This is a genomic window from Chelatococcus sp. HY11, from assembly GCF_018398335.1.
In the GTDB taxonomy this organism is placed as follows: domain Bacteria; phylum Pseudomonadota; class Alphaproteobacteria; order Rhizobiales; family Beijerinckiaceae; genus Chelatococcus.
The window spans coordinates 3,386,225-3,410,313 of the sequence record NZ_JAHBRX010000001.1 but is presented as its reverse complement, the minus strand read 5'-3'; the positions used below and the strand labels follow the sequence as shown (position 1 = coordinate 3,410,313).

The following is a 24,089-nucleotide window of genomic DNA, read 5'->3' as shown; positions in this document are numbered from 1 at the left end:
TCATGTGAAACAACTGCTTTATGTAACGGTAGCGAATCGATTCACCTTCCCCAGGGCGATAGCGGCCAGGATCGTCATCGCGGCGGGTGTCATGCCTTCAATACGGGCGGCTTGTCCGAGCGTAGCGGGCTGTACCTGCGCAAGTTTCTGGCGAATTTCGTTGGACAACCCAGGCATGGTGAGGAAATCAACGGGAGGAAGTTTAACGGATTCATCCGCGCGATAGGTAGCGATATCCACCGCTTGACGCTCGGTATAGACGGCATAGGTCGCGTCGGCTTCCACACGCGCGGCAAGGCGGTCGGGCGTCGATGCGAGTTCGGGCCATATTCCGGCAAGCCTCCGCATATCGATGCCCGGATAAGAGAGCAGCTGGAAGGCCGAGCGCCGCTGCCCGTCACGATTGAGCGACAGACCAAACTTGTCAGCTTCGTTGGGCGTGAGGGCTAGTGACGTTAGCTGACTACGAAGGTTGGCTAGCGCCTCCTGAGACAAACGGAAGCTTTCCGCCCGTTCGCTTCCGACGCAGCCGATTGCCAGGCCCCGAGGCGTCAGGCGCTCATCCGCATTATCGGAACGGAGCGACAACCGATATTCCGATCGGGACGTGAACATCCGGTATGGCTCACTCACGCCTTGCGTTACGAGGTCATCCACCATAACGCCCATATAGCTCTCGGCGCGATCGAAGATGATCCCAGGCTGCTTTCCCGCGAGGCGCGCGGCGTTGAGACCGGCGACCAATCCTTGAGCGCCAGCCTCCTCGTAGCCGGTCGTACCATTGATCTGACCCGCCAAGAAAAGACCGCCGCAGGTCTTGACCTCCAAAGTCGCCCTCAGATTGCGCGGATCGACATAGTCATACTCGATCGCATAGCCAGGCCGGAGAATGGTAGCCTTCTCCAACCCGGGTATTGTGGCAATGAAGGCACGCTGTACATCCTCAGGCAGGGACGTAGAAATGCCATTCGGATAGACTGTGGGATCATCCAGCCCTTCCGGCTCCAGAAAGATCTGGTGGCCATCCCGATCGCCGAAGCGGGTAATCTTGTCTTCCACCGAAGGACAGTAACGGGGGCCTCTACCGGTAATTGAACCGGAGTACATCGCCGACCGGTGGATGTTTTGCCGGATGACCGCGTGGGTCGCCTCGGTCGTCCGGGTAATGCCACACGCGATTTGCGGCGTTACGATCCGGTTGGTCAGCGTCGAGAAAGGTTCTGGCGGATCATCGCCGGCCTGCATCTCCACAGCAGACCAATCGATCGTCCGGCCGTCCAGGCGGGCCGGGGTCCCTGTCTTCAACCTCCCGAGCGAAAGCCCGAGGCTCATCAAGCTGGCCGAAAGGCCATTCACGGGTGGCTCCCCATAGCGTCCGCCTGCCTGCCTGAACTCTCCGATATGGATCAACCCGCGCAGGAATGTGCCAGTCGTAATAACGATAGCGCCACAGGCCAGGCGGCGCCCATCGCCGAGTTGCACGCCGGACACGCAATTGTCCGAGAAGATAATGGAATCGACTTCAGCTTCCAGAAGCGACAGGTTCGGGGTCGCTGCCAAGGCTTCCTGCACGGCGCGGGCATAGAGCTTCCGATCCGCTTGAGCCCGCGGGCCACGCACGGCCGGTCCCTTGCGGCGGTTGAGAACCCGGAACTGTATTCCAGCCACGTCGGCCGCGCGAGCCATGACCCCATCCAGGGCATCGATCTCGCGCACGAGATGACCCTTGCCAAGGCCACCGATCGCCGGATTGCATGACATCGCGCCGATGGTCGCTTGGCTATGCGTGACCAGAACGGTTCGCGCGCCAAGACGCGCGGAGGCGGACGCAGCCTCAGTCCCGGCATGACCACCGCCCACCACAACGACATCAAACTTGGTCAACATTTGGATCTCCGTGCGATCCCAGAGCGTCATGACGCTTGTACGCGAAATGCGTTTCACGTGAAACAGCGCGAAGCGGTGCCCTACTTCCCGATGCAGAATGACGAAAAGACTCGGTCGAGAATCTCCTCCACCCCGACATGCCCTGTTACGCGACCAAGGCCGCGTAGAGCAAGCCGCAAGTCTTCCGCGAAAAGCTCGGGTGGTTTGGCGGGCTCCAAACCTCTTTCGAGAGCCGAGAGCGCGGCTGTGAGCGCATTACGATGGCGTTCACGGGTCACAAGCGCTGAGCCGTTTCCCAGCGCCTCGCGCGCACGATCAGCGATCACGTGCAACAACTGTGCGATCCCTTGATCTCTTGTCGATGAAATCGCAAGGCCATCAAAGCCGACCGGCGCTTCCCGCAGATCACGTTTCGTCCATACCCGTAACGTAGGCGCTTGCCATTCGGATGGTTGCGGGGGCGAATCGAGGGCCTCGAGCGCAAGCACCAGGTCAGCCCGCTCGGCGCGGACGAGGGCCCGTCGAATCCCCTCCGTCTCAATCAGGTCCTCGGTTGAGCGGAGCCCAGCCGTGTCGACGAGCATTACGGGCAGCCCATCGATATCGAGCGCTGCTTCCAATACATCCCTGGTCGTACCCGGAACAGGGGTAACGATCGCCGCCTCTCTCTGAAGCAGACGATTGAACAACGTGGACTTGCCGGCGTTCGGTGCGCCCGCGATGACCACGGTGAAGCCCTCACGCAGCCGTTCGCCCCGACGGCCATCCGAGATCGCCGCGGCGATCTCTGCACGAACCTGCGCCACACGTGGCCCTACCCCGTCAACCAAATTGTCGGGCACATCCCCTTCGTCCGAGAAATCAAGTTCAGCCTCGACCTCGGCCAGGCAGTCCGCTAACCGGTCCCGCCAGCCCATTGTGACGGCGGAAAGGGCACCGTCCATTTGACGCAAGGCCTGCCGACGCTGCAACTCAGTCTCCGCGTCCACAAGATCCGCGATGCCCTCCGCCTCGCTCAGATCGAGACGCCCGGCGAGAAAGGCGCGGCGCGAGAACTCGCCCGGCTCGGCGAGCCGACAACGCGGTATGTCCAGCAGGGCTGCCATGACGGCCTTGATGACCGCCGTACCGCCGTGGAGGTGAAACTCCGCCATGTCTTCGCCGCTGAAACTCGCGGGCCCTGGGAACCAGAAGACAAGCGCGTGATCGAGAACCTCGCCGGTCCCTGGCGCGCGCAGCGAGCGAAGGGAAGCCCGGCGGGGATCTGGGCAGCCACCGGCGATCGTTTCGAGAGCGAATCGGCTTCCGGGGCCCGACAAGCGCAGGATCGCCACGGCGGAACGAACCTGCCCGGTCGCGAGCGCAACGATCGTTTCCCGCCCCCCGGCGTTTTCATGATGGGTCGGAGCCATATTGGTCATCACGGAACGAAGTCAGCCCTTCAGGATTACGACGGCGAGGCCTAGTTTGATCGGCAAATCATGCGACAATGACACCGAGTGAGGACGGAGCGTTGATATGAACCGCCTGGGTGACCAGACAAGTCCCTATCTCCTGCAGCATAGTGACAACCCCGTCGATTGGTGGCCTTGGGGATCGCAAGCGCTTGCCGAAGCGAGGCGTCTGGGCAAGCCGATTCTGCTGTCGGTCGGATACGCGGCTTGCCACTGGTGCCACGTCATGGCGCACGAGAGCTTCGAAGACGCGGCGACCGCCGCCGTGATGAACGAACTCTTCGTCAATATCAAGGTGGATCGCGAGGAGCGTCCGGACGTCGACCAGATCTATATGCAGGCCCTTCACATGTTGGGAGAACAGGGGGGCTGGCCGCTCACCATGTTCCTAACGCCCGAGGCTGAGCCATTCTGGGGCGGGACCTACTTCCCAAAGACAGCCCAGTTCGGGCGCCCCGCGTTTGTGTCCGTTCTCAAAGAGGTAGCCCGGCTTGTCCGGGAGGAGCCGGTACGGATCGCCCATAACCGGAATGCCCTGTTGCAGAATTTGCGCGCGACGGTCGCCGCGAGCCCCGACGCCTCCTTTGGTGGGCAGTGGCTCGGAGAGGTGGGGTCGGCACTCAAGCGCGCTTTCGATCCGGTCAGCGGCGGCTTGAAAGGCGCCCCGAAGTTTCCCAACCCCATGCTTCTCGAATTCCTGTGGCGCTGGTCTCAAGCGCAAGGCGATGCGGAAGCGGAAGCCTTGTTTCAGTTCTCGCTGGAACAGATGGCTCGCGGGGGCATCCATGATCACCTCGGCGGCGGCTTCGCGCGCTACTCTGTCGATGATCGATGGCTCGTGCCGCATTTCGAGAAGATGCTCTACGACAATGCCCAGCTGCTGCCTCTCTTCGCCCTAGCAGCCTCCCAGACGGGTCATACCGTCTTCAAGGAGGCGGCCGAGGGCATCGTCAGCTGGCTTGAGCGTGAGATGCGCATGCCAGGCGGTGCCTTCGCGGCAAGCCTCGATGCGGATTCGGAGGGAGAGGAAGGCAAGGCCTATGTTTGGACCGAACCCGAAATCGATGCGATCCTGGGGTCAGACGCCGCCCTGTTCAAGGCCGTCTACGGCGTGACGCCCGGAGGCAATTGGGAAGGCCATACCATCCTCAACCGCCAGAACGACTTTGTCCCTGACCCCCGACAGATGACCAAGCTGGAAGGTCTCAGGGAGCGTGTTCTGGACTATCGAAGCCGACGTCCGCAGCCCGCTCGGGACGACAAGATCCTCGCCGACTGGAACGGATTGGTGATCGTCGGGCTCGTCCGCGCGGGATTACTTCTCGACCGCCCGGACTGGATAGAAACCGCCCAGGGCGCGTATCGTTTCATAAACGAATCGATGGTGCGGGACGGTCTTCTGGGCCATAGCTGGCGGGATGGCCGTCTGCTTTTCCCCGGTTTCGCCACCGATCACGCCGCATTGATGCTGGCGGCTCTAACGCTTTATGAGGCGACGGGAGGCCCGCACTATCTGGACGATGCCGTGCGTTGGCGAACAGCGTTAAAAGATCGTTACGCTGACGAATCGGGTTTGCTCTTCCTGGTTGCCGACAGCGCTGATGATCTTGTCGTGCGCCCACGACCGACGATGGATGAAGCGACGCCGAATGCCAACGGCCTGTACGCGGAAGCCTTGGCCAGACTGGCGGCACTCGCACCTTTCGAAGGCGCCGGCGAGGAACTGTCGATGCTCGCTGGCCATGCCAAGGTAGCACCCTTAAATCACGCGTCGATCCTGAACGGCCTGGATTTTCATATCCATGGCGCGGCTATCGTCGTCGCGGGATCCGAAAGAGAGGCGCTGCTCGCGGCGGCCAGGTCCGTTCCATATCCGAATCGGACAATCATGGAGTTGCGAGATGTCCATGCCCTTGCCGCTGGGCACCCGGTGAGGGCGCAATCCGAGAGAGCTGGGCGGGGAAGTGCCTTCATATGCCGGGGGCAGGCCTGTTCCCTACCGATCAGCGATCCAGTCGTACTGGTAGAATTGCTAAGCCCATCTTCGGATAAGACGGACTAGTTTGCAAAAACCCCGCGGCAATTTGCAGTCGCGGGGTGGTGAGGAGGAGCCGGCTTCCCGGCTCAACGGCCGCGCGACACGCGGTCAGCGAGAGAGTCGCGCGGTGCGAAATCCTCAGGCAAAGTACCAATCACTGGTAGACGCGTTCCAGGCGAGCGAGTGCAGATAGTCGCTCTGGCTCACGTTCTCGGGACTATCGGCGAAAGCGATAAGAAGGTTCTCGCGACTGAATCCGTTCTGCAGCTGGCTGATCCAGAAAGCTGCCCCGGCGCTGTCACTGGCCCGGCCAAGTACGTTCTCATACATCACCTCGACCAAATCAGCGTTGGTCATGGTGTACGCGTTTCCGTAGGCCTTCGTGAATTCGGCGCTTTTCAGAAGCGAGCCCGCGATGTCCGTCTCCGGGACGCCGCTCGCCTGCAGGTCATACCAGAAGTTGAGGCCCGCAATATCGGCCTTGCGGCCGAGGCCAGCCTCATAAAGACGTCCGACGCCTTCGGCATCCGCCTTGTTGGAACCGAAGACTTCCTGCTCGCGATGGAAATTGATGGTGTCGTTGGCATCATTGGACAGGAAACCACTGAGACCGAGGCCACCCAATCCTTCCCAGGGAATGTCACCGATGTAGCTTCCTTTTTCGGGCAGGTAATAGGCGATTTCGCCCCAGCTCAGACTGACGTCATTGAAATGGTAGAGCTCGACCTGTCGGCCCGGATCAAGCCAGTCGAGAACGATGACCGACGTATCACTGGCGGTATCCCAGAGAACGAGATGGCGATTATCGATCGTCGCGATGTGGCTCGTCGATGACGACCACGAGATGCCCCGCATCGTCACATAATCATCTCCGCCACTATCCGAGATGATCATGTCACCGCTTACGATATAGCCGTCCTCGCCCTTGCCGCCCATGGCGAGATTGAAACCCCCCCGTGCGGTGCTCTCGATCGTATCGTTGCCGCCATACCCGTAGGCGACGGAATAGGAACTCCCCAACGTCAGGTAGTCCCGAAACGAAACACCACTTGTCGGTGTCAAATTGATAACCATGCCAGAATTCCCGCTTTGACTGCGCCTTTGCCCCGTTCCGGGATAGACCGAGGTCCCCCGTGGCAAGTTCGCAAGTGTCGAGCCGGCTTTCCGCCAGAGGGTTTGTGCTGCCGGCCGGAGCGTGGGATCGGCAGCGCACAGGGCACAAAAAACCGCCGGAGCAAAACCCCGGCGGTTTTTTTGAATGGAGGGGTCGGGGGCAACCGATCGAAGCGGCGGCCTTGATCCCCGGCAGCCTTTCGATCCTCAGGTATTCATCGAATCGAAGAATTCGCCGTTGGACTTGGTCTGCCGCAGCTTGTCGAGCAGGAACTCGATGGCATCGACCGTACCCATCGGATTGAGAATCCGCCGGAGCACATAGGTCTTCTTGAGGATGTCCGCCGGCGTAAGCAGTTCCTCCTTGCGCGTGCCGGAACGGGTAATGTCCAGCGCCGGGAAGACGCGCTTGTCGGAAACCTTGCGGTCGAGAATGATTTCCGAGTTACCCGTGCCCTTGAACTCCTCGAAGATCACTTCGTCCATGCGGCTGCCGGTATCGATCAGCGCGGTCGCGATAATGGTCAGCGAACCGCCTTCCTCGATATTGCGAGCCGCACCGAAAAAGCGCTTCGGCCGCTGCAAGGCGTTCGCATCCACACCGCCGGTCAACACCTTGCCTGAAGACGGCACGACCGTGTTGTAGGCGCGACCGAGTCGGGTGATGGAATCGAGCAGGATGACCACGTCACGGCCATGCTCGACCAGGCGCTTCGCCTTCTCGATGACCATCTCGGCCACCTGCACGTGGCGTGCGGCCGGCTCGTCGAAGGTGGAGGAAATCACCTCGCCCTTCACCGAGCGCTGCATGTCGGTGACTTCCTCAGGCCGCTCGTCGATGAGCAGGACGATGAGGTAGCACTCGGGATGATTCGTGGTGATCGACTGGGCGATATTCTGCAGAAGGACCGTCTTGCCGGTACGCGGCGGCGCCACGATGAGGGCGCGCTGGCCTTTGCCGATCGGCGAGACAATGTCGATGATCCGGGCCGAGTAGTCCTTCTTGGTCGGATCCTCGAGCTCGAGACGCAACCTCTCGTCGGGATAGAGCGGCGTCAGGTTGTCGAAGTGAACCTTGTGCCGGATCTTCTCCGGATCCTCGAAATTGATCGTGTTGACCTTGAGCAGCGCGAAATAGCGCTCGCCTTCCTTCGGACCACGGATAGGGCCCTCGACCGTGTCACCGGTGCGAAGGCCGAAACGGCGGATTTGCGAGGGCGAAATGTAGATATCGTCCGGCCCCGGCAGGTAGTTGGAATCGGACGACCGGAGAAATCCGAATCCGTCCTGAAGGACCTCGACGACGCCTTCGCCGATGATTTCGATTTCACGCGCAGCCAGCTGCTTCAAAATCGCAAACATCAATTCCTGTTTGCGCATGATGCTGGCGTTTTCGACCTCGAGCTCCTCGGCTGAAGTCAAAAGCTCGGTTGGCGTCTTGGACTTGAGGTCCTGAAGCTTGATCTCCCGCATGGAGACTCTCTCAAAATGTAAGGGGCATGCCTGGGGAAGGCTGGCCACGGTAAGAAGGGGAACTAACAGGCAGAAGGGCAGCGGCTAGGAATAACAAGCTACCGGAAGAGGCGTCGCGTGGTAGAAACCCACGGCATCCGCCAACCTGTTTCAAGGAAGGATGGGAATTCCATATCCGTTTTTGAAGTGGCTCTCAAGCCCCACCGTCAAGGCTTCAAAAAGGTTTGACGACAACCAGTATCACAATCCCGATCATCAGAAGGGTCGGTATCTCGTTCACAATACGATAGAATCGCGCCTTATGCTTGCGAATGTCGCCCGCGAGCCTGCGCTGTTCGCCAGCAAAAAAACCGTGAATGCCAGACAAAAGAACAACCAGAAGCAGCTTCCCGTGAAGCCAGCCGGATGAGAACCAGCCCCCGCTATAGGCTATGTAGAGGCCGGAAATCCACGTCGCGATCATGGCGGGATTGATGATCGCCTTCAAAAGGCGCCGCTCCATGACCTTGAAGGTCTCGGAGCGGTCGGAACCCACGGGCGCCTCCGCGTGGTAGACAAAGAGACGGGGCAAATAGAGCATGCCCGCCATCCAGGCGATAACGGAGATGACGTGGAAGGCTTTGATCCATTCATACATGGGATCAACCTAACCCGCCGCGCACCCGCTTGACGAGCCTTTCAACATGCGGAATCGGGGTCTGCGGCAGAATGCCATGGCCAAGGTTGAAGATATGGGGACGCCCGCCGAGCGCCTCCAGGATCAAATCGATAGCCCGGTCAAGCGCTGTGCCGCCTGACAGAAGAACTTCTGGGCTGAGGTTGCCCTGCACCGGCCGAATAGCCTGAACGGCGCGAGCCTGGTCCAATCCCAGACCCTGGTCCAATCCCACCGCATCGACCCCGCTCTCGCCAGCAAAAAGCGGATAGAAAGGTCCGCTGCCCTTCGGAAAGCCAATGATCCGCGCCCCGGGAACCTCGGCGCGGACGCCGTCGACGATCCGCGCGATCGGCTCCAGGCACCACCGGCGGTAGAGCGCTTCGTCACTGATGAGCGCGCCGGCCCAACTGTCGAAGATCTGGACCGCGTCCGCGCCCGCCTGGAGCTGGCTAACCAGATAACGCGTCGACTGCGCGACCAGGCGGTCGATGATCGCCCTGAAGAGCACGGGATCCCGCGCGGCGAGATCAAGCGCCGGCGCCTGGTCTGGCGTCCCTCTGCCGGCAACCATATAGGTCGCGACCGTCCACGGTGCCCCACAGAAACCAAGCAGGGCCGTCTCGCGCGGCAATGCGGCTCTCACCCGTGAGACGGTCTCAAGGACCGCTCCAACCTTCTCAGGATCGAGGTCTTCGCGCAGCGCCGCAAGGTCCTTCGTCGTCGCGACCGGCTTGAGCCGTGGTCCCTCGCCCTCGACGAACCACAGATCCTGCCCGAGCGCGTGCGGCACGACCAGGATATCACTGAACAGGATGGCGGCGTCGAAGCCGAACCGACGGATGGGCTGAAGAGTGACCTCGGTGGCGAGGCTGGGGGTGTAGCAGAGGTCGAGAAACGATCCGGCTTCCGCGCGCAGAGCGCGATATTCCGGGAGATAACGCCCGGCCTGGCGCATCATCCAGAGAGGAGGAGGGGTCATCGTTTCCCCGGAGAGCGTCCGGAGGATAGGGGAGTGCTGGCTTTGGGAGGCTTGCAGGACGCTGGTCACACCATCTCTCTCTTCAAATCTAATCTTATTTTAGAGTCTAGATTCTGTTGTTTCTACTGGTCAGGGCATGACACATGCGCCAAGGCCGTCCACAAGCCGTCCCCAGATTGCTCGCCAGGGTGGGGGATGGATGAACGGGCGGAAGAGCCGCCGCATATCTTAACAAACCGTTAATCTTCATCGTTTGTTAACGATTGCGGCGTGATTGAGTCGGGACTATCCCCGTTGACGGGATCCAACCCCGGTGGAATCCGTCCATAGGAAGCTCGCTGTTGATCGCTCGGGCTACTCAAGCCACAGTGTGGCGGCGGTCCTTGGTGCGGGCTGGAGTTCTCCACAGCCGTCAACGCTTCATCCACTTGGCTGTCAGATGGCCTGGCGTGGCGGCCGTCCGCTTCGTCCGGCGCAGGAAGATCGGGAAAAACCCTTGAGTCGCAGCTACTTCCATATTCATCTCGTATCCGATTCGACCGGTGAGACCCTCATCGCGGTCAGCCGTGCCGCAGCCGCCCAATACGAGGGGATCTCGGCGATCGAGCATGTCTATCCCTTGGTGCGATCCAAGGCGCAGCTGGAGCGGGTCATCGCGGAGATCGATGTCGCTCCGGGTATCGTCCTTTACACCCTGGTGGAGCCGGATCTCGCTGCGATGTTGGAAGCGGCCTGCGCGGCGGCGAGTTCTCCCTGCCTCCACGTCCTCGATCCCGTCCAGCGGCTGTTCGAGTCCTATCTGGGCATGGCATCGCAGGCGCGCCCAGGCGCCCAGCATACGCTGAATGCCGATTATTTCCGGCGCATCGAGGCGATGAATTTCACGCTTATGCATGACGATGGGCAGATGGCGGATGATGTCGATGCGGCGGACGTAGTGCTGCTCGGCGTCAGCCGAACGTCAAAAACCCCGACCAGCATTTATCTGGCGAATCGCGGTATCAAGACAGCCAACATCCCCCTCGTGCCGGGCGTCCCCGTACCGCCGCAGGTGATGGAGGCACGCAAGCCCTTGATCGTCGGGCTGATCGCGACAGCCGAGCGTATTGTGGAAATCCGCCGCAACCGCCTGCTCAGCCTCCGCGCGGACGAAGATTCCGCCTATGTGGATCGCGATATGGTAGCGGAGGAAATAGCCCAGTCGCGCCGCCTGTGTTCCCGAAACAACTGGCCGGTGATCGATGTCACACGCCGCTCCATCGAGGAGACGGCGGCGACGATCATCGAGCTGCACCGCGATCATCGTTTGAAGTTCATTGCCCTATGATAGCGTCGAACCTCTGGCTCTCGCCCGCGCCGCTGATCCTGGCATCAACCAGCGCGACACGGCGCGCTCTCGTCGATGCGGCGGGAATTCCCGTGGAAACGGAGGATCCGGCGGTCGATGAACGCGCTATCGAGGCGCCACTCAAGGCGGCCGGCGCCTCGCCACGAGATGTGGCCTTGAGCCTTGCCTGCGCCAAAGCGCTTGCGGTCAGCCAACGCCATCCGGGGCGGCTCGTGCTTGGAGGAGACCAGACGCTGGATTGTGAGGGGACATCCTTCTCCAAGCCCGGCGACAGGGAGGCCGCGCATCGCCAGTTGATGGATCTCGCCGGACGCACGCATCATCTCCATGCCGCAGCGGCGCTGGCGCGGGATGGAGAGATCGTCTTCAAGACCGTATCAAGTGCCGCGCTCACCATGCGCGCCATGGACGCGGCATTCGTCTCGCGCTATCTCGCAGCCGCAGGGGAAGCAGTGACTCGCAGCGTGGGTGGCTATCAGCTCGAGGGGCTGGGTGTCCACCTGTTCACGGCGATCACCGGGGATCATTTCACCATTCTCGGTCTGCCCCTGCTCTCGATCCTTCCGGCGTTGCGCCGCGAAGCCGTGCTCGCTTGATAGGAACCGACCGATGTCAGCTACTCTGCCCAAGGCCTGTGTTATCGGCCATCCCATCGGTCATTCCCGCTCGCCGCTTATTCATGGCCACTGGCTCCTGGAGCATGGGTTGGCCGGTGCCTATGAGAAGGTGGATGTGGCGCCAGACGATGTGGCCGCCTTTGTGACGAACCTGACGGAGCGAGGATACGTCGGGGCGAATGTCACGGTTCCACACAAGGAAGCGGTCGTCCCTCACATCGTTCATCTCAGTGATACCGCCGTGGCTCTCGGTGCGGCCAACACGCTCTGGTTGAACGAGGAAGGTGAGCTCTGCGGCGACAATACCGACGTCGCGGGTTTTCTCGGCAATTTGGACGAAGGCGCGCCGGGCTGGGATGCCCGCACGGAGGTCGCATTGGTTCTGGGCGCCGGTGGTGCCGCCAAGGCTGTGGTCTATGCTTTGCTGACCCGGGGCGTCCAACGCGTGGTGATCGCCAATCGCAGCTCCGGCCGGGCGGAAGCTCTGGCGGAGCGGTTCAAAGGTTCATCCAACGGCCAAGTGGAAGTGACGCCCTGGCAGGATATCGGAAAGCTTCTGCCGCAGATCAGGCTTCTCGTGAATGCCACCTCGCTCGGCATGTTCGGCCAGGACCGGCTCGCGATCGACCTTTCAGGGTTGTCGGTCAACGCCGTCGTCAATGATATCGTCTATGTTCCCCTCGAGACCGAGCTCTTGGCCCAGGCACGGACGCGCGGCATTCTCGGTGTAGATGGGCTTGGCATGCTTCTGCATCAGGCGGTTCCAGGTTTTGAGCGCTGGTTCGGGATATTGCCCCGCGTAACGCCGAGGCTGCGGGATCATATCGAGGCCGACGTTCTGCGGCACTATCCGGCGGCGTGAGCGGTATGACCTTTATCCTTGGCCTCACCGGCTCGATCGGCATGGGCAAGTCCACCACGGCCGCGATGTTCAGGGCACGGGGAATACCCGTACATGATTCCGACGAGGCGGTTCACCGCTTATATCGGGGTGCGGCGGCGCCCCTGGTCGAGGAGGCTTTTCCGGGCACCACGACCGACGGCGCGGTTGACCGGGCAAAGCTCGGTGCTCAAGTCATCGGCCATCCTGAGCGTATGGCCAGACTGGAAAAGATCATTCACCCGCTCGTCCGGGCGGACAGGGACGCCCTTCTGGAAGAGGCGCGGCGGTCTGGTGCGGCGCTGATGGTCTTCGATATTCCGCTTCTCTATGAGACGGGCGCGGAGAAGGACTGCGACGCGGTTCTGGTGGTGACCGCATCGCCCGAAATCCAGCGTGAGCGGGTTCTGGCGCGCCCGGGCATGACGCCGGAACGATTCGCGATGATTCACGTGAAACAACTTCCCGACGCCGAGAAACGGCGACGGGCGGATTTCATTGTGGACACCGGGCGCGGATTGGCGGAGGCGGAAGCTCAGATCGACGTGATCATTGCTAACATCATGGCGCGGACAAGCGAGCGACGGGACTGATTTGATGCGTGAAATCGTACTCGACACGGAAACGACCGGCCTTGATCATCTCACCGGGGACCGGATTGTCGAGATCGGCGCCGTCGAGCTCATCAACCATCTGCCAACGGGCCGTACTTTTCACAAATACATCAATCCGCAATATCCGGTCGCTCCGGCCGCCTTTGACGTGCACGGACTGTCCAACGAGTTTCTGTCCGACAAGCCACTGTTTCAGGACGTGGCCGCGGAGTTCGTCGCATTCATCGCAGACGCGCATCTCGTGATTCACAACGCGTCCTTCGACGTCGGTTTTCTGGATTCTGAACTCACCCGGCTGGGCTTCCCGCGCATCGAAGCGGCCAATGTCATCGACACACTGATGCTTGCGCGCCGCAAGCATCCTGGTGGGCAAAACAGCCTCGATGCGTTGTGTTCGCGTTATGGCATCGACAACTCGCGTCGCACGAAGCACGGCGCCCTGCTCGATTCTGAAATTCTGGCGGATGTTTATCTGGAGCTTATCGGCGGCCGGCAGACGGATCTGGGGCTCGCCGTCGCCGGTGCGGCACGTGCCGCCGTCACGATCGCCGAGGGAGCGTTAAGAGCCATGCAGCGGCCGGAGCCGCTTCCGTCGCGCCTCAGCGACGCCGAACGCGAGGCTCATCGCAACTTTGTGACTGGCTTGGGCGAGGCAGCGATCTGGACGCGCTATGGCGTGATCTCGGACGCTTGAGGAGAAGTGATTTTAATGCCCGGCGGGAGTATCGATCTTCTGACCTGGGCACCCCGCCCCGCCCTCGTTGGCGCGAGGCCAACCTCCCCCCAAGGGAGCGCCTTGGGGCCCCCAAGGGGGGAGGGATAACTTCCGGCGGCCCGGTGCGCTGCAAACGGGTTTGAGAGCCCGAGGCCGTTATCAGGCCTGCGCGGCCGGCTGCTGCGGCTGCACTTCCGAAAGCTTCTGGCGATAGAGCGCTGCGAAATCGATCGGGTCGATGAACAGGGGTGGAAAACCGCCGTTGCGCACGCTGTCCGCCACGATCTGCCGGGCAAACGGGAAAAGCAGGCGCGGGCATTCGATCATGACGGTCGGATGCAGGTGCTCCTGCGGGATGTTGCGCAGGCGGAACACGCCGCCATAGACGAGCTCAAAGACGAACAGAACGTCATTGCCGATGGTGGCCTTGCCCTCGAGGGTGAGGTCGACCTCGAAATCGGTTTCGGCGAGCTGGTTGGCGCCAACATTGACCTGGATCGAGATTTCCGGACCCTGCTGCTGCGGCGTCAGCGAGCGCGGGGCATTCGGGTTCTCGAAGGACAAGTCCTTGATATATTGCGCGAGCGCGTTCAGCGAGGGCGTGGTATCGGCCGGGGCGCCGGTGCCGTTGGTTGAGATGTCGCTCATGGAAAAACTTCTCCGGATATACGGATGATGGAAACTAAGGTTCCGGAAGGCATCCGCGCTCCCCGGACCGGGACTCGTCGACCGGCGACGGATCCCTGTCGGAACCGGGCCGTTCTGAATGGACCACCGAAGCCTTGCTGCATTCCCAGCTCCAGTCGCTGGGGGCTAGCATGGAAAGCTGGTCACCGACAAGGCACGATAATCCCAATCCCGCGCCCTTGTGAGGCACCCATCTCTTGTTTGCCGCAACGGTGGATGTTACGAGCGCAAGGCCCCATATCTATCAAGCGGTATCGGACAGGGATGGTCTTTGTGGCTATGAATCGAACCGTGGGACTTGACGCCGGGGTACGAGCACGAGACGACTGATAGCCATGCAAGACGGTTTCGACGTAACGACTATAGTCTTCCTCGCGCTCGCGGTGTTCGTGATCTGGCGCCTCCGCTCGGTGCTTGGCCAGCGGACGGGCAATGAGCGCCCCCCGCAGGATCCTTTCGCGCGCCGCGATCCGCCGATGAAGCCCGCGAACGGGAGTTCGAACGGTGACAATGTGGTGCGCCTGCCCGGCGCGGCCAATGACACCGGCTCGGGCGCCGAGGCAAACCCCAATCGCTGGAAAGGCATCGCGGAGGCAGGGACGCCGCTGGCGGCGGGCCTCGATGCCGTTGTCCGGGCTGAGCCGAGCTTCAATCCGCAGGAATTCCTCAGCGGCGCCAAGATGGCCTACGAGATGATCGTGATGGCTTTCGCCCAGGGCGACCGCAAGAGCCTCAAGGGCCTTCTCTCGAAGGAGGTTTTTGAAGGGTTCGATCGGGAAATCGGCGAACGCGAAAAGCGTGGCGAGAAGATCGAGACCACGTTTGTCTCGATCGACGGCGCCGACCTTCTCGCAGTGGACCTCAAGGGCAAGCTGGCGCAGGCAACGGTGCGCTTCACCTCGAAGCTCATCACGGCCACGCGGGATGCCGCGGGCACCGTCGTCGACGGCAGCGCTGAGACGGTCGTCACGGTCACGGATGTCTGGACCTTCGCGCGCACCCTGGGTGGCCGCGATCCGAACTGGCAGCTGGTCGCGACCGAAGCGGCGCAGTAACGGGTCCGGTGCCGTGCGGCGTGGCATCGGGTCCGAGCGGATCAGGATTGCGAGGCGTTCTCTCACCGCCCTCGCGGCGGCCGGGTTCCTGGCATGCGCGGGGTTGCTGCCTGCCTTTTCGGCGACGCCTCGGGAGGTGGCCGGCGCCCGCCTTGAGCCGGTGGCCTTTCACGATCTGGGTGGCTGGCGCGCGGACGATCACAGAGCCGCCTTCAAGACATTCCTGCGATCTTGCGAGGCGATCCGCAAGGGTACGGGCGAACAGCGATGGATCACCCCTTCGTCGCGGGGGCTGGTCGGCATCTGCCGGCGCGCGCTGAAGCACCCTCCGAAAACCCAGGCGGCAGCGCGCCGTTTCTTCGAACATAATTTCGCGGCTTTCCAGGTCGTGCCGTCGCAGGGCCACGGCTTCCTCACTGGCTATTTCGAGCCGGAGTATCGCGGGCGGCTGGCCCCCGACGCGATCTTCTCGGCGCCTCTTCTCGCCCGCCCCGACGACCTCGTCACCCTCGCCGACGGCGAGCGTCTGCCGGAGCCGCATGCCGCGCTCACGGCCGCGCGGCGAACGGCGTCGGGTCTCGAGCCATATCCGGACCGGGCGGCAATCGAGGATGGCGCGCTTGGCGCGAAGGCGCGGCCACTGGCGTATCTTGACCCAATCGACGCCTTTCTCGCCCATGTGCAAGGGTCGGTTCGGGTGCGAATCGATGATGGCAGCATCATCCGGCTCGCCTACGCCGCCCGCAATGGACAGCCCTATAGTTCGCTCGGTCGCATGGTCGCCCTCGAGACGGGGCTGCCACCTGCGGAGCTCAATACGCCCAAACTGGTCGCCTGGCTCAAGGCGAATCCGGATGCCGGCCGACGGCTGATGCGGCAGAACCGCTCCTATATTTTCTTCCGTGTCGCGGACGAGCTCGATCCCAGACGAGGACCGCTCGGCGGGTCATCCGTCCAGCTCGTACCCGGGCGCAGTCTCGCGATCGATCGCAACCTCTGGTCTTACGGCCTGCCGTTCTGGATCGACGCGGAGCTGCCGCGTCCGGATGAAAGCACGGCAAAGTTCCGTAAGTTGATGATCGCGCAGGATACGGGCTCGGCCATACTGGGGCCGGCGCGGGGCGACATCTTCTTTGGAAGCGGCCCCGCCGCCGGGGACAAGGCGGGGTTGATCCGCCATCCAGGCCGGTTTGTTGTTCTGCTGCCGCGCGAAACGACCCGGCGGCCCGGTGGAGCGGGGCGATGAGACGCCGGCGCGGCCGGACGCTCGACAAGGAAGAGATAACGCTTTGGCACCATGTGGTGAAAAGCGTGAAACCCCTGCCGGGACGGGCCATACCGGCCATACCGCCCGACGAGGCCCCCGCTGACGCTGGCGATCAATCCGGGGCCGAATCAAAAGACATCGTGAAGGCCACGCAGCAGCTTGCGGATAAACTCGGAGCCAAGAGCGGAGGCAAGAAGACAACTGCCAAGACCGCGCCACAGAAGCCTGCCGCTCCCAAAGTCCCAGCCCCAAAGATCCCGCCGCTCGCGCCGCTGGAACGGCGGCAGCGGCTCGCGCTTCGGCGCGGAACGGAGGCCATCGAGGCTGTGCTCGATCTCCACGGCATGCGGCAGATGGAAGCGCACGCGGCGCTGATCGGCTTTGTCCGCAGGGCTCAGCGTGAGCAGAAGCGCGTCGTCGTGGTTGTCACCGGCAAGGGAGGTGGCGAGGTCGGTGATGACCTGATGTTCGGTGAGCGCGGCGTCCTGCGCCGGCTGGTTCCGCAGTGGCTGGCCTCACCGGAATTGCGATCGGTCGTTCTGGGTTACGGGGAGGCCGGTCGGCATCACGGCGGCACGGGCGCGCTTTATGTGCGCCTGCGCCGAAGCCGGGAGACGCGGCCGTGACCCCCTTCGGTGCGCGCATTCGAGAGCTGCGGCGGGAGCGCGGCGTCACCCTGAAGGATATGGCGGACGCTCTCGACGTCTCCAGCGCTTATCTTTCGGCACTGGAGCATGGCCGGCGCGGCCGGCCGACCTGGGCGTTGATGCAGTCCATCCTGCAGTATTTCAACATCATCTGGGACGAGGCGGACGAACTCCTCAGGCTCGCCGAACTCTCCCATCCCCGCATCGTGATCGACACCGCGGGCCTCAGCCCGGAGGCAACGCTTCTCGCCAATCGACTGGCAAGGGACATCGGAGCCCTGCCGCCAGTGCAGGTCCGGCGGCTGCTCCTTATCCTGGGAGAGCGAGACGAGGATGCGGGCCCTGCCACGCAAAGCTCAGAGAAATCTGCCCCCGATACACCTGCCTCCGAGTGAGCCGTTGGATCCACGTGGTCGCGCTTGACCCCTCACGCGGGGCGATGCTTAGTGCGCGGCCAGAGGGCACATGTGCTCGCCGCTTGTTTAAGTGGAGCCAGTCCGCAGCAGCGGGCTTTCTCCAGGCTCGAAAGGGAAATGGATGACGCGCCGCTATGACGTGCTGGGCATTGGCAATGCGATCGTCGATGTCATTGCTCGTACGGATGAGGACTTCCTCCTCACCCACAATCTGCGCAAGGGCGGGATGACGCTCATCGACGAAGCGCGCGCCGAAGCGCTTTATCAGGCCATGGGCCCCGCCACCATCATATCCGGCGGGTCCGCCTCCAACACCGTGGCCGGCCTTGCCTCGCTCGGCGCATCCGCCGCCTTCATCGGCAAGGTCAAGGGCGATGAGCTTGGCGGATTGTTCTCCCACGATATCCGGGCCCTCGGCATTAATTTCGAGACGATGCCCGCCGCCGATGGTCCCGCCACGGCGCGTTGCTTCATCCTCGTGACGCCGGATGGCGAGCGCACGATGAACACCTATCTCGGCGCAAGCCAGGATCTGGCACCGGCAGACATCGACGAGGACACCGTCTCCGCCGCAGCGATTGTCTATCTCGAAGGCTACCTGTGGGACCCGCCGCCAGCGAAGGAGGCCTTCGTTAAGGCGGGGCGCATTGCGCACGCGGCTGGCCGCAAGGTCGCGCTAACCCTCTCGGATTCATTCTGCGTCGATCGCTACCGGGAGGAATTCCGTGGCTTGATGCGCACCGGGGCGGTCGACATCCTTTTTGCCAACGAATCGGAGCTCGCCAGCCTCTATCAAACTGCCGATTTCGACACGGCGCTCGCCTATCTGCGCGAGGAAAACCTGCTTGGCGTCGTCACGCGCTCCGAGAAGGGTGTCGTCGTGGTGACCCGCGAGGAGACGCTCGCTGTCCCGGCCGTGCCGATCGAGACGCTCGTCGACACCACGGGCGCCGGTGACCAGTTCGCCGCGGGCTTCCTGTTCGGCCTCGCGCGCAACTTCGACCTGCGCACCTGCGCCCATCATGGCGCGCTCGCGGCAAGCGAGGTGATCCAGCATGTCGGCGCCCGGCCGGAGCAGGAACTCAAGCAGCGCGCACTGGACAACGGCCTGCCTGTCTGAAGAGCCGCGGACCCTAGGTATTCAGGGCGCTCTTGGCATGGTCGGCCCGGCCCCAAGGCATGTTGACTAATTACGGAACTACCGTGTCATTCCGGGGGAGGACGAAAGGCCCGAGCCCGGAATCCATGAATACGACGGTCGACCAGGAGGGCATGGTCCGACGCGTCTTCTTGTCAGGACTTGTGCTCATGGATTCCGGGCTCCTCGCTGAGGCGAGGCCCCGGAATGACGGCGGGGTTCCATCCAAACTCAGCATGCCCGCACGCCGGACGAGTGCGCTCATAACCGCCGCAGTGCGACTTCCTCGATGCGGTGACTGTCACCTTTTTTCAGGATGAGGCTGGCGCGCCGCCGGGTCGGCAGGATGTTCTCGCGCAGGTTCGGCAGGTTGATCCCCATCCAGAGGCTTTCAGCGGTTGTCAGGGCCTCCTCTCGCGAGACGACGGCGTATTTCGCGAAGTAGGATTTCGGATCGCGGAAGGCCGTTTCGCGCAGGCGCATGAAGCGGCTCACATACCAGTCGTGCAGGTGCTGCTCTTCCGCGTCCACATAGATCGAAAAATCAAAGAAGTCGGACACGAACGGGATGGCCTTGCCGTCGCGGGGAAGGCGCGCGGGCTGCAGCACATTCAACCCCTCGACGATGAGAATGTCGGGGCGGTCGACAACGGTCGTCTCGCCAGGCACGAAGTCGTACACGAGATGTGAATAGACCGGCGCCTCGACCTGCCGCTTGCCGGCCTTGATATCCGTCAGGAAGCGCAGAAGGGCCTGGGTGTCGTAGCTCTCGGGGAAGCCCTTGCGCTGCATCAGGCCGAGCCGCTGGAGCTCGGCATTGGGCAGGAGAAAGCCGTCGGTGGTGATGAGATCCACCTTCGGCGTGTTCGGCCAGCGCGCGAGCAGGGCCTGCAGCACGCGGGCGGTGGTGGACTTGCCCGCCGCGACCGAGCCGGCGACGCCGATGATATAGGGCACCTTGCTCTGTTCGTCGGCGAGCAGAAAGCGCTGTGTGGCGCGGAACAGCCCCTGGGTCGCCGCCACATAGAGCGAGAGCAGGCGCGACAGGGGGAGGTAGATCTCCGACACCTCCGACAACGAAATGATGTCGTTGAGGGACTGCAGGCGCAGGACCTCATCCGCGGTCAATGTCAGAGGCGTATCGGCGCGCAAGGCCGCCCATTCCGCCCGCCGGAAGACCCGGTATGGCGACAGCTCGGCCTCAAGATCAGGAAATGGGGTGACGCGATCATCCATGGACGGATTCCAGTCGTCGAGGGGTCAGCGCTTGCGCTGGGCTTTCTCTGCAAGCCCGGATAGGGCGGTGCGACGCTGCAGCTCGGCTAGAACATCGGCGATCCGCACATCGCCCGCTTCGAGCACGACGAGCAGATGATAGATGAGGTCTGCTGCCTCATAGGTCAGGGCCTGCCGGTCGCCCGCCATGGCGGCGATCACGACTTCGACCGCCTCCTCACCCAGTTTTTTGGCCGGCCCCTCGGGGCGGCTCGCCATCAGCTTGGCCGTGTAGGACTGATCAGGCCCCGCTTGGGCTCGCGTCGCGACGATCTTCGCCAGGTCGGCGAGCGTAAAGGCGTTGGTCGGCACGTCTGTATCGGCGTCAGTCATTGGCCTTGCGTCCAAACCCAAAAGCGACGGTCGAAGTCAGCCCGCCCGATGGTGGGGACCACTCCTTGGGGGATCCAAACGCATCGCCAAGCCGGCATCGGCCATATAAGCCTTGGCTTCACTTATACTATAGTCGCCGAAATGGAAAATTGAGGCGGCCAGCACGGCGCTGGCATGGCCTTCGCGCACCCCGTCGACGAGGTGGTCGAGATTGCCGACGCCGCCGGAGGCGATCACCGGGATGGTGACCGCGTCGGCGATGGCCCGCATCAGGGCGAGATCATAGCCGGCGTGGGTGCCGTCGCGATCCATGGACGTCACGAGCAGTTCGCCGGCGCCGAGGCTCGCCACTTCCGCGGCATAGGCCACCGCGTCGAGGCCCGTCGGATTGCGGCCGCCGTGGGTGAATATTTCCCAGCGGTCGGGTGAGCCGGGCAGGGAGGTCTTCTTCGCATCGATGGCGACGACGATGCACTGGTCGCCGAATTTTTCCGCCGCCTCGCGGACGAACTGCCGGTTCTTCACCGCCGCCGTCATAATCGACACCTTGTCGGCGCCGGCAAGCAGAAGCGTGCGGATATCGTCGACGCTGCGCACGCCGCCGCCGACTGTCAGCGGCATGAAGCAGGCCTCGGCGGTGCGTTGCACCACATCGAGCAGCGTGCCGCGATCCTCGTGACTGGCCGTGATGTCGAGGAAGCACAATTCATCGGCCCCGGCCGCGTCATAGGCAATCGCGGCCTCGACTGGATCGCCCGCGTCGCGCAGGTCGACGAATTTGACGCCCTTGACGACGCGGCCATCCTTGACGTCCAGGCAAGGAATAAGGCGGACCTTCAGCATGAAGTCACCCCTTACGACGCCAAAGGCGTGGGGATACGCCCGGCGGCCTTGATCAAGGCCATAGCCTCGGCGGGATCCAGCCGCCCGTCATAGAGCGCGCGGCCGGTGATCGCCCCTTCGAGGATGGCGCAATCGGGCTCGAGCAGCCGTTTCACGTCATCGATGGAAGCGAGGCCGCCGGAGGCGATGACGGGGATCGACACGGCCTTGGCGAGCCGCAGCGTCGCCTCGATATTGAGGCCCTTGAGGATGCCGTCGCGGGCGATGTCCGTGTAGATGATCGCCGCGACACCGGCATCCTCGAAGCGCTGGGCAAGCTCCTCGGCCGTCATTTCCGACAGGCGCGCCCAGCCCTCCACCGCGACACGACCGTCGCGGGCGTCGATGCCGACCGCAATCCGGCCGGGATGGACGCGGGCGGCCTCGCGCACGAACTGGGGGTCGCGCACCGCGGCGGTTCCGATGACGACGCGCGAGATGCCACGCTCGATCCAGCCATCGACAGTCTTCATGTCACGGATGCCGCCGCCGAGCTGCAGGGGCATCGAGCTCCGCGCGATGATTCCCTCCACGGCCTCCGCGTTCATCGGCCGGCCGGCGAACGCGCCGTCGAGATCCACCACATGGAGCCAGGAGAAGCCCTGGGCGGCGAAGGTCTCGGCCTGCGCGGCCGGATCATCGTTGAACACCGTGGCCTGGTCCATGTCACCCTGGACGAGACGCACGCAACGACCTTCTTTCAGGTCAATGGCGGGAAACAAAATCATGGCCGCCACCTCAGGAAATTGGCGATGAGAGAGAGACCGAGCTCCTGGCTCTTCTCAGGATGAAACTGGGTGCCCGCGACATTGTCACGGGCGACGATGGCGGTGATCGCGCCGCCGTAGTCCGTTTCCGCCACCAGATCGGACGGATCGCGCGGCTTCAGCGCGTAGGAATGGACGAAATAGGCGTGCAGGCCCTCCGGCCCGGTCTCGATGCCCTCGAGCAAGGCGTGGCCGCGGGTCGTGCCGAGCGTGTTCCAGCCCATATGCGGGATTTTCAGATGAGTGTCCGACGGCTCGATCTGGGCGACGTCGCCACCGATCCAGTCCAGGCCCGCGGTCGTCTCGTATTCGAGGCCGCGCGTCGCCAGGAGTTGCATGCCGACGCAAATGCCTAAAAAAGGTGCACCACGACGGCGCACAGCCGTCTCGAGCGCTTCGACCATGCCTGGCACCGCGTCAAGTCCGCGCCGGCAATCCGCGAAGGCCCCAACGCCGGGCAAGACGATTCGGTCGGCGCCGAGGACGACGTCCGGGTCCGACGTCACGGTGATCGCCTGCTCAAGCCCGGCCTCGCGCGCCGCCCGCTCGAACGCTTTGTGAGCGGAGTGCAGGTTGCCCGAGCCGTAGTCGACAATGGCCGTGGTCATCGTGGACCCTCCTGGTCAGGAAAAAGGCCGAGCACCGGATGCGTTCCCGCGGCTCCAGCGGCGACCTTATGCCGGGGCTGGTCGTAAACGCTCGTCGGCGTGGTCCGTCCAGGGGGAACGATCCCAGGCTCGCGTGTGTCGAGCCAGGCCGAGAACGCGCGTGCCTCCGCATCCGAATAGCTGTCCGCGACGACGACGCCCGCCGGGCGGAAACCGTGTCGCTCCAGCTTCCGTCGCCGGAGCCCGTTGGCTTCCAAGGCGAAGAACGCGGCGATGAGCAGGGAGATCACCGTCACGGCGAAAGACGGCAGGCCAAACCATTGCAGGCCGGCGCTGACGCCCAATGTGACGACCGCCAGCGCCAGCGCCACCAGCCACAGCCGGTGATAGAGGCACCAGAAAACCTGGAAAATAAACGCGCCCCAGGCGAAGCCGTCCTTTAGAAGAACGGCATCCCCCAGCGCCGCCGGATCGCCCGGCATGTCCTCGGCCGGGACATGCAGCGTGTACACCGCCATCACCCAAACTCCCGCACTGAACCGCCCTAAAGTGCGCCCTTCGTCGAAGGGATACGCTCGCCTTCGCGTGCGTCCACGGAGACAGCGGCACGCAAGGCGCGGGCCAATCCCTTGAAGCAGCTCTCTGCAATATGGTGAGCGTTGTCGCCATAGAAAGTCTCGACGTGGAGCGTGAGGCGCGCATTGACCGCGAAAGCCTGGAACCATTCGCGCACGAGCTCGGTGTCGAACTGGCCGACTTTCTCGGTGGGGAAGGTGGTCCGGAAGACGAGAAAGGGCCGGCCGGAAATATCGACGACAACCCGGCTCAGCGTCTCGTCCATAGGCAGGTCGACACTCGCATAACGCTGGATGCCACGCTTTTCGCCAAGCGCCTTGAGCACGGCTTCGCCGAGCGCTATGCCGACATCCTCGACCGTATGATGCTGGTCCACATGCAGGTCGCCTGTGACCTTGACCTTCATGTCGAACAAGGCGTGGCGCGCGAAGAGTTCGAGCATGTGGTCGAAAAATCCAACGCCCGTCGCAATGTCAGCCTTGCCCGACCCATCGAGAGCAACCTCGACGGCAACGTCGGTCTCGCTGGTGCGGCGTTTCACGGTCGCGGCCCGCATGACTTGTCTCCTTCGGCGCCTGCCTGTTGGTCGTCTCTCGGCAGTCCGGCTGCTTCTAGCAAGACGCGAGGCGCCGCGCCACCATCGCTTAAGGTTAGGACTCCCC

25 protein-coding genes are annotated in these 24,089 nt (G+C 62.9%); 11 read left to right on the top strand and 14 right to left on the bottom strand.

What is annotated here, in order from left to right; genetic code table 11:
- Positions 1 to 18: 18 nt before the first annotated feature.
- Together mnmG and mnmE are read right to left on the bottom strand one after the other, a co-directional pair.
- Positions 19 to 1,887 carry a tRNA uridine-5-carboxymethylaminomethyl(34) synthesis enzyme MnmG gene (mnmG, locus tag KIO74_RS15530; RefSeq protein ID WP_213332732.1) on the bottom strand — a complete coding sequence of 623 codons (1,869 nt, stop codon included), beginning with the start codon at positions 1,885 to 1,887 and terminating at the stop codon, positions 19 to 21.
- Positions 1,888 to 1,967: 80 nt separating this feature from the next.
- Positions 1,968 to 3,299 carry a tRNA uridine-5-carboxymethylaminomethyl(34) synthesis GTPase MnmE gene (gene mnmE / locus KIO74_RS15525; protein WP_213332731.1) on the bottom strand — a complete coding sequence of 444 codons (1,332 nt, stop codon included), beginning with the start codon at positions 3,297 to 3,299 and terminating at the stop codon, positions 1,968 to 1,970.
- Between the two features lie 106 nt (positions 3,300 to 3,405).
- Here mnmE and KIO74_RS15520 point away from each other — a divergent pair, with 106 nt between their 5' ends.
- Positions 3,406 to 5,403: a thioredoxin domain-containing protein gene (locus KIO74_RS15520; RefSeq protein WP_213332730.1), complete on the top strand. Its 1,998-nt coding sequence runs from the start codon at positions 3,406 to 3,408 to the stop codon at positions 5,401 to 5,403.
- Positions 5,404 to 5,517: 114 nt separating this feature from the next.
- Here the strand turns inward: KIO74_RS15520 and KIO74_RS15515 are convergent, their stop codons facing one another.
- The 4 genes from KIO74_RS15515 to hemE all read right to left on the bottom strand — a co-directional run bounded on the left by KIO74_RS15515 (position 5,518) and on the right by hemE (position 9,659).
- Positions 5,518 to 6,453 carry a DUF4214 domain-containing protein gene (locus tag KIO74_RS15515; protein WP_213332729.1) on the bottom strand — a complete coding sequence of 312 codons (936 nt, stop codon included), beginning with the start codon at positions 6,451 to 6,453 and terminating at the stop codon, positions 5,518 to 5,520.
- Positions 6,454 to 6,699: 246 nt separating this feature from the next.
- Positions 6,700 to 7,965, bottom strand: coding sequence for a transcription termination factor Rho (rho, locus tag KIO74_RS15510; protein ID WP_213332728.1), 1,266 nt, complete (start codon positions 7,963 to 7,965; stop codon positions 6,700 to 6,702).
- 214 nt (positions 7,966 to 8,179) lie between these two features.
- Positions 8,180 to 8,602, bottom strand: a complete 423-nt coding sequence (gene hemJ / locus KIO74_RS15505; protein ID WP_213332727.1) for a protoporphyrinogen oxidase HemJ — start codon at positions 8,600 to 8,602, stop codon at positions 8,180 to 8,182.
- 4 nt (positions 8,603 to 8,606) lie between these two features.
- Positions 8,607 to 9,659, bottom strand: coding sequence for a uroporphyrinogen decarboxylase (gene hemE, locus KIO74_RS15500; RefSeq protein WP_213335437.1), 1,053 nt, complete (start codon positions 9,657 to 9,659; stop codon positions 8,607 to 8,609).
- Positions 9,660 to 10,098: 439 nt separating this feature from the next.
- On the opposite strand from hemE, the gene KIO74_RS15495 reads away from it, so the two are divergent.
- From KIO74_RS15495 to dnaQ, 5 genes are read left to right on the top strand one after another with little or no spacing between them, the layout of a single operon-like run.
- Positions 10,099 to 10,929 carry a pyruvate, water dikinase regulatory protein gene (locus tag KIO74_RS15495; RefSeq protein WP_213332726.1) on the top strand — a complete coding sequence of 277 codons (831 nt, stop codon included), beginning with the start codon at positions 10,099 to 10,101 and terminating at the stop codon, positions 10,927 to 10,929.
- Complete coding sequence (locus tag KIO74_RS15490) at positions 10,926 to 11,546, top strand: Maf family protein (RefSeq protein WP_213332725.1); 621 nt, start codon at positions 10,926 to 10,928, stop codon at positions 11,544 to 11,546. The genes KIO74_RS15495 and KIO74_RS15490 overlap by 4 nt, the downstream gene beginning before the upstream one ends.
- Positions 11,547 to 11,559: 13 nt before the next feature.
- Positions 11,560 to 12,429, top strand: a complete 870-nt coding sequence (locus tag KIO74_RS15485; RefSeq protein ID WP_213332724.1) for a shikimate dehydrogenase — start codon at positions 11,560 to 11,562, stop codon at positions 12,427 to 12,429.
- A 5-nt stretch (positions 12,430 to 12,434) separates the two neighbouring features.
- Entirely contained in the window at positions 12,435 to 13,040 is a 606-nt protein-coding gene (coaE, locus tag KIO74_RS15480; RefSeq protein WP_213332723.1) for a dephospho-CoA kinase, read from the top strand.
- A 4-nt stretch (positions 13,041 to 13,044) separates the two neighbouring features.
- Positions 13,045 to 13,755 carry a DNA polymerase III subunit epsilon gene (gene dnaQ, locus KIO74_RS15475; RefSeq protein WP_213332722.1) on the top strand — a complete coding sequence of 237 codons (711 nt, stop codon included), beginning with the start codon at positions 13,045 to 13,047 and terminating at the stop codon, positions 13,753 to 13,755.
- A gap of 180 nt (positions 13,756 to 13,935) precedes the next feature.
- On the opposite strand, the gene secB is transcribed toward dnaQ, so the two are convergent.
- Complete coding sequence (gene secB, locus KIO74_RS15470) at positions 13,936 to 14,424, bottom strand: protein-export chaperone SecB (protein WP_213332721.1); 489 nt, start codon at positions 14,422 to 14,424, stop codon at positions 13,936 to 13,938.
- 374 nt (positions 14,425 to 14,798) lie between these two features.
- Here secB and KIO74_RS15465 point away from each other — a divergent pair, with 374 nt between their 5' ends.
- From KIO74_RS15465 to KIO74_RS15445, 5 genes are all read left to right on the top strand, one after another.
- Positions 14,799 to 15,518, top strand: coding sequence for a Tim44/TimA family putative adaptor protein (locus KIO74_RS15465; protein ID WP_213332720.1), 720 nt, complete (start codon positions 14,799 to 14,801; stop codon positions 15,516 to 15,518).
- A 13-nt stretch (positions 15,519 to 15,531) separates the two neighbouring features.
- Complete coding sequence (mltA, locus tag KIO74_RS15460; RefSeq protein ID WP_291979695.1) at positions 15,532 to 16,764, top strand: murein transglycosylase A; 1,233 nt, start codon at positions 15,532 to 15,534, stop codon at positions 16,762 to 16,764.
- Entirely contained in the window at positions 16,761 to 17,411 is a 651-nt protein-coding gene (locus tag KIO74_RS15455; protein WP_213332718.1) for a Smr/MutS family protein, read from the top strand. Before mltA ends, KIO74_RS15455 begins: the two co-directional genes overlap by 4 nt.
- A complete protein-coding gene (locus tag KIO74_RS15450) occupies positions 17,408 to 17,827 on the top strand; it encodes a helix-turn-helix domain-containing protein (protein WP_213332717.1) in 420 nt (139 codons plus the stop codon). Before KIO74_RS15455 ends, KIO74_RS15450 begins: the two co-directional genes overlap by 4 nt.
- A gap of 142 nt (positions 17,828 to 17,969) precedes the next feature.
- Complete coding sequence (locus KIO74_RS15445; protein WP_213332716.1) at positions 17,970 to 18,968, top strand: adenosine kinase; 999 nt, start codon at positions 17,970 to 17,972, stop codon at positions 18,966 to 18,968.
- A gap of 279 nt (positions 18,969 to 19,247) precedes the next feature.
- Here KIO74_RS15445 and coaA read toward each other — a convergent pair whose 3' ends face one another.
- Genes coaA through hisB form a run of 7 tightly spaced genes read right to left on the bottom strand, consistent with a single transcriptional unit; the run spans position 19,248 to position 23,983 of the window.
- Positions 19,248 to 20,222 (bottom strand): type I pantothenate kinase, encoded by a 975-nt coding sequence (gene coaA / locus KIO74_RS15440; protein ID WP_213332715.1) that lies wholly within the window; start codon positions 20,220 to 20,222, stop codon positions 19,248 to 19,250.
- 24 nt (positions 20,223 to 20,246) lie between these two features.
- A complete protein-coding gene (locus tag KIO74_RS15435; RefSeq protein ID WP_213332714.1) occupies positions 20,247 to 20,594 on the bottom strand; it encodes a phosphoribosyl-ATP diphosphatase in 348 nt (115 codons plus the stop codon).
- A 36-nt stretch (positions 20,595 to 20,630) separates the two neighbouring features.
- Positions 20,631 to 21,437 carry an imidazole glycerol phosphate synthase subunit HisF gene (gene hisF, locus KIO74_RS15430; RefSeq protein ID WP_213332713.1) on the bottom strand — a complete coding sequence of 269 codons (807 nt, stop codon included), beginning with the start codon at positions 21,435 to 21,437 and terminating at the stop codon, positions 20,631 to 20,633.
- A gap of 11 nt (positions 21,438 to 21,448) precedes the next feature.
- Positions 21,449 to 22,204 (bottom strand): 1-(5-phosphoribosyl)-5-[(5-phosphoribosylamino)methylideneamino]imidazole-4-carboxamide isomerase, encoded by a 756-nt coding sequence (gene hisA, locus KIO74_RS15425; RefSeq protein WP_213332712.1) that lies wholly within the window; start codon positions 22,202 to 22,204, stop codon positions 21,449 to 21,451.
- Positions 22,201 to 22,851: an imidazole glycerol phosphate synthase subunit HisH gene (gene hisH / locus KIO74_RS15420; RefSeq protein WP_213332711.1), complete on the bottom strand. Its 651-nt coding sequence runs from the start codon at positions 22,849 to 22,851 to the stop codon at positions 22,201 to 22,203. Before hisH ends, hisA begins: the two co-directional genes overlap by 4 nt.
- Positions 22,848 to 23,369, bottom strand: a complete 522-nt coding sequence (locus KIO74_RS15415; protein ID WP_213332710.1) for a DUF2628 domain-containing protein — start codon at positions 23,367 to 23,369, stop codon at positions 22,848 to 22,850. The genes hisH and KIO74_RS15415 overlap by 4 nt, the downstream gene beginning before the upstream one ends.
- Positions 23,370 to 23,395: 26 nt before the next feature.
- Positions 23,396 to 23,983 carry an imidazoleglycerol-phosphate dehydratase HisB gene (gene hisB / locus KIO74_RS15410; RefSeq protein WP_213332709.1) on the bottom strand — a complete coding sequence of 196 codons (588 nt, stop codon included), beginning with the start codon at positions 23,981 to 23,983 and terminating at the stop codon, positions 23,396 to 23,398.
- Between the last annotated feature and the right edge of the window lie 106 nt (positions 23,984 to 24,089).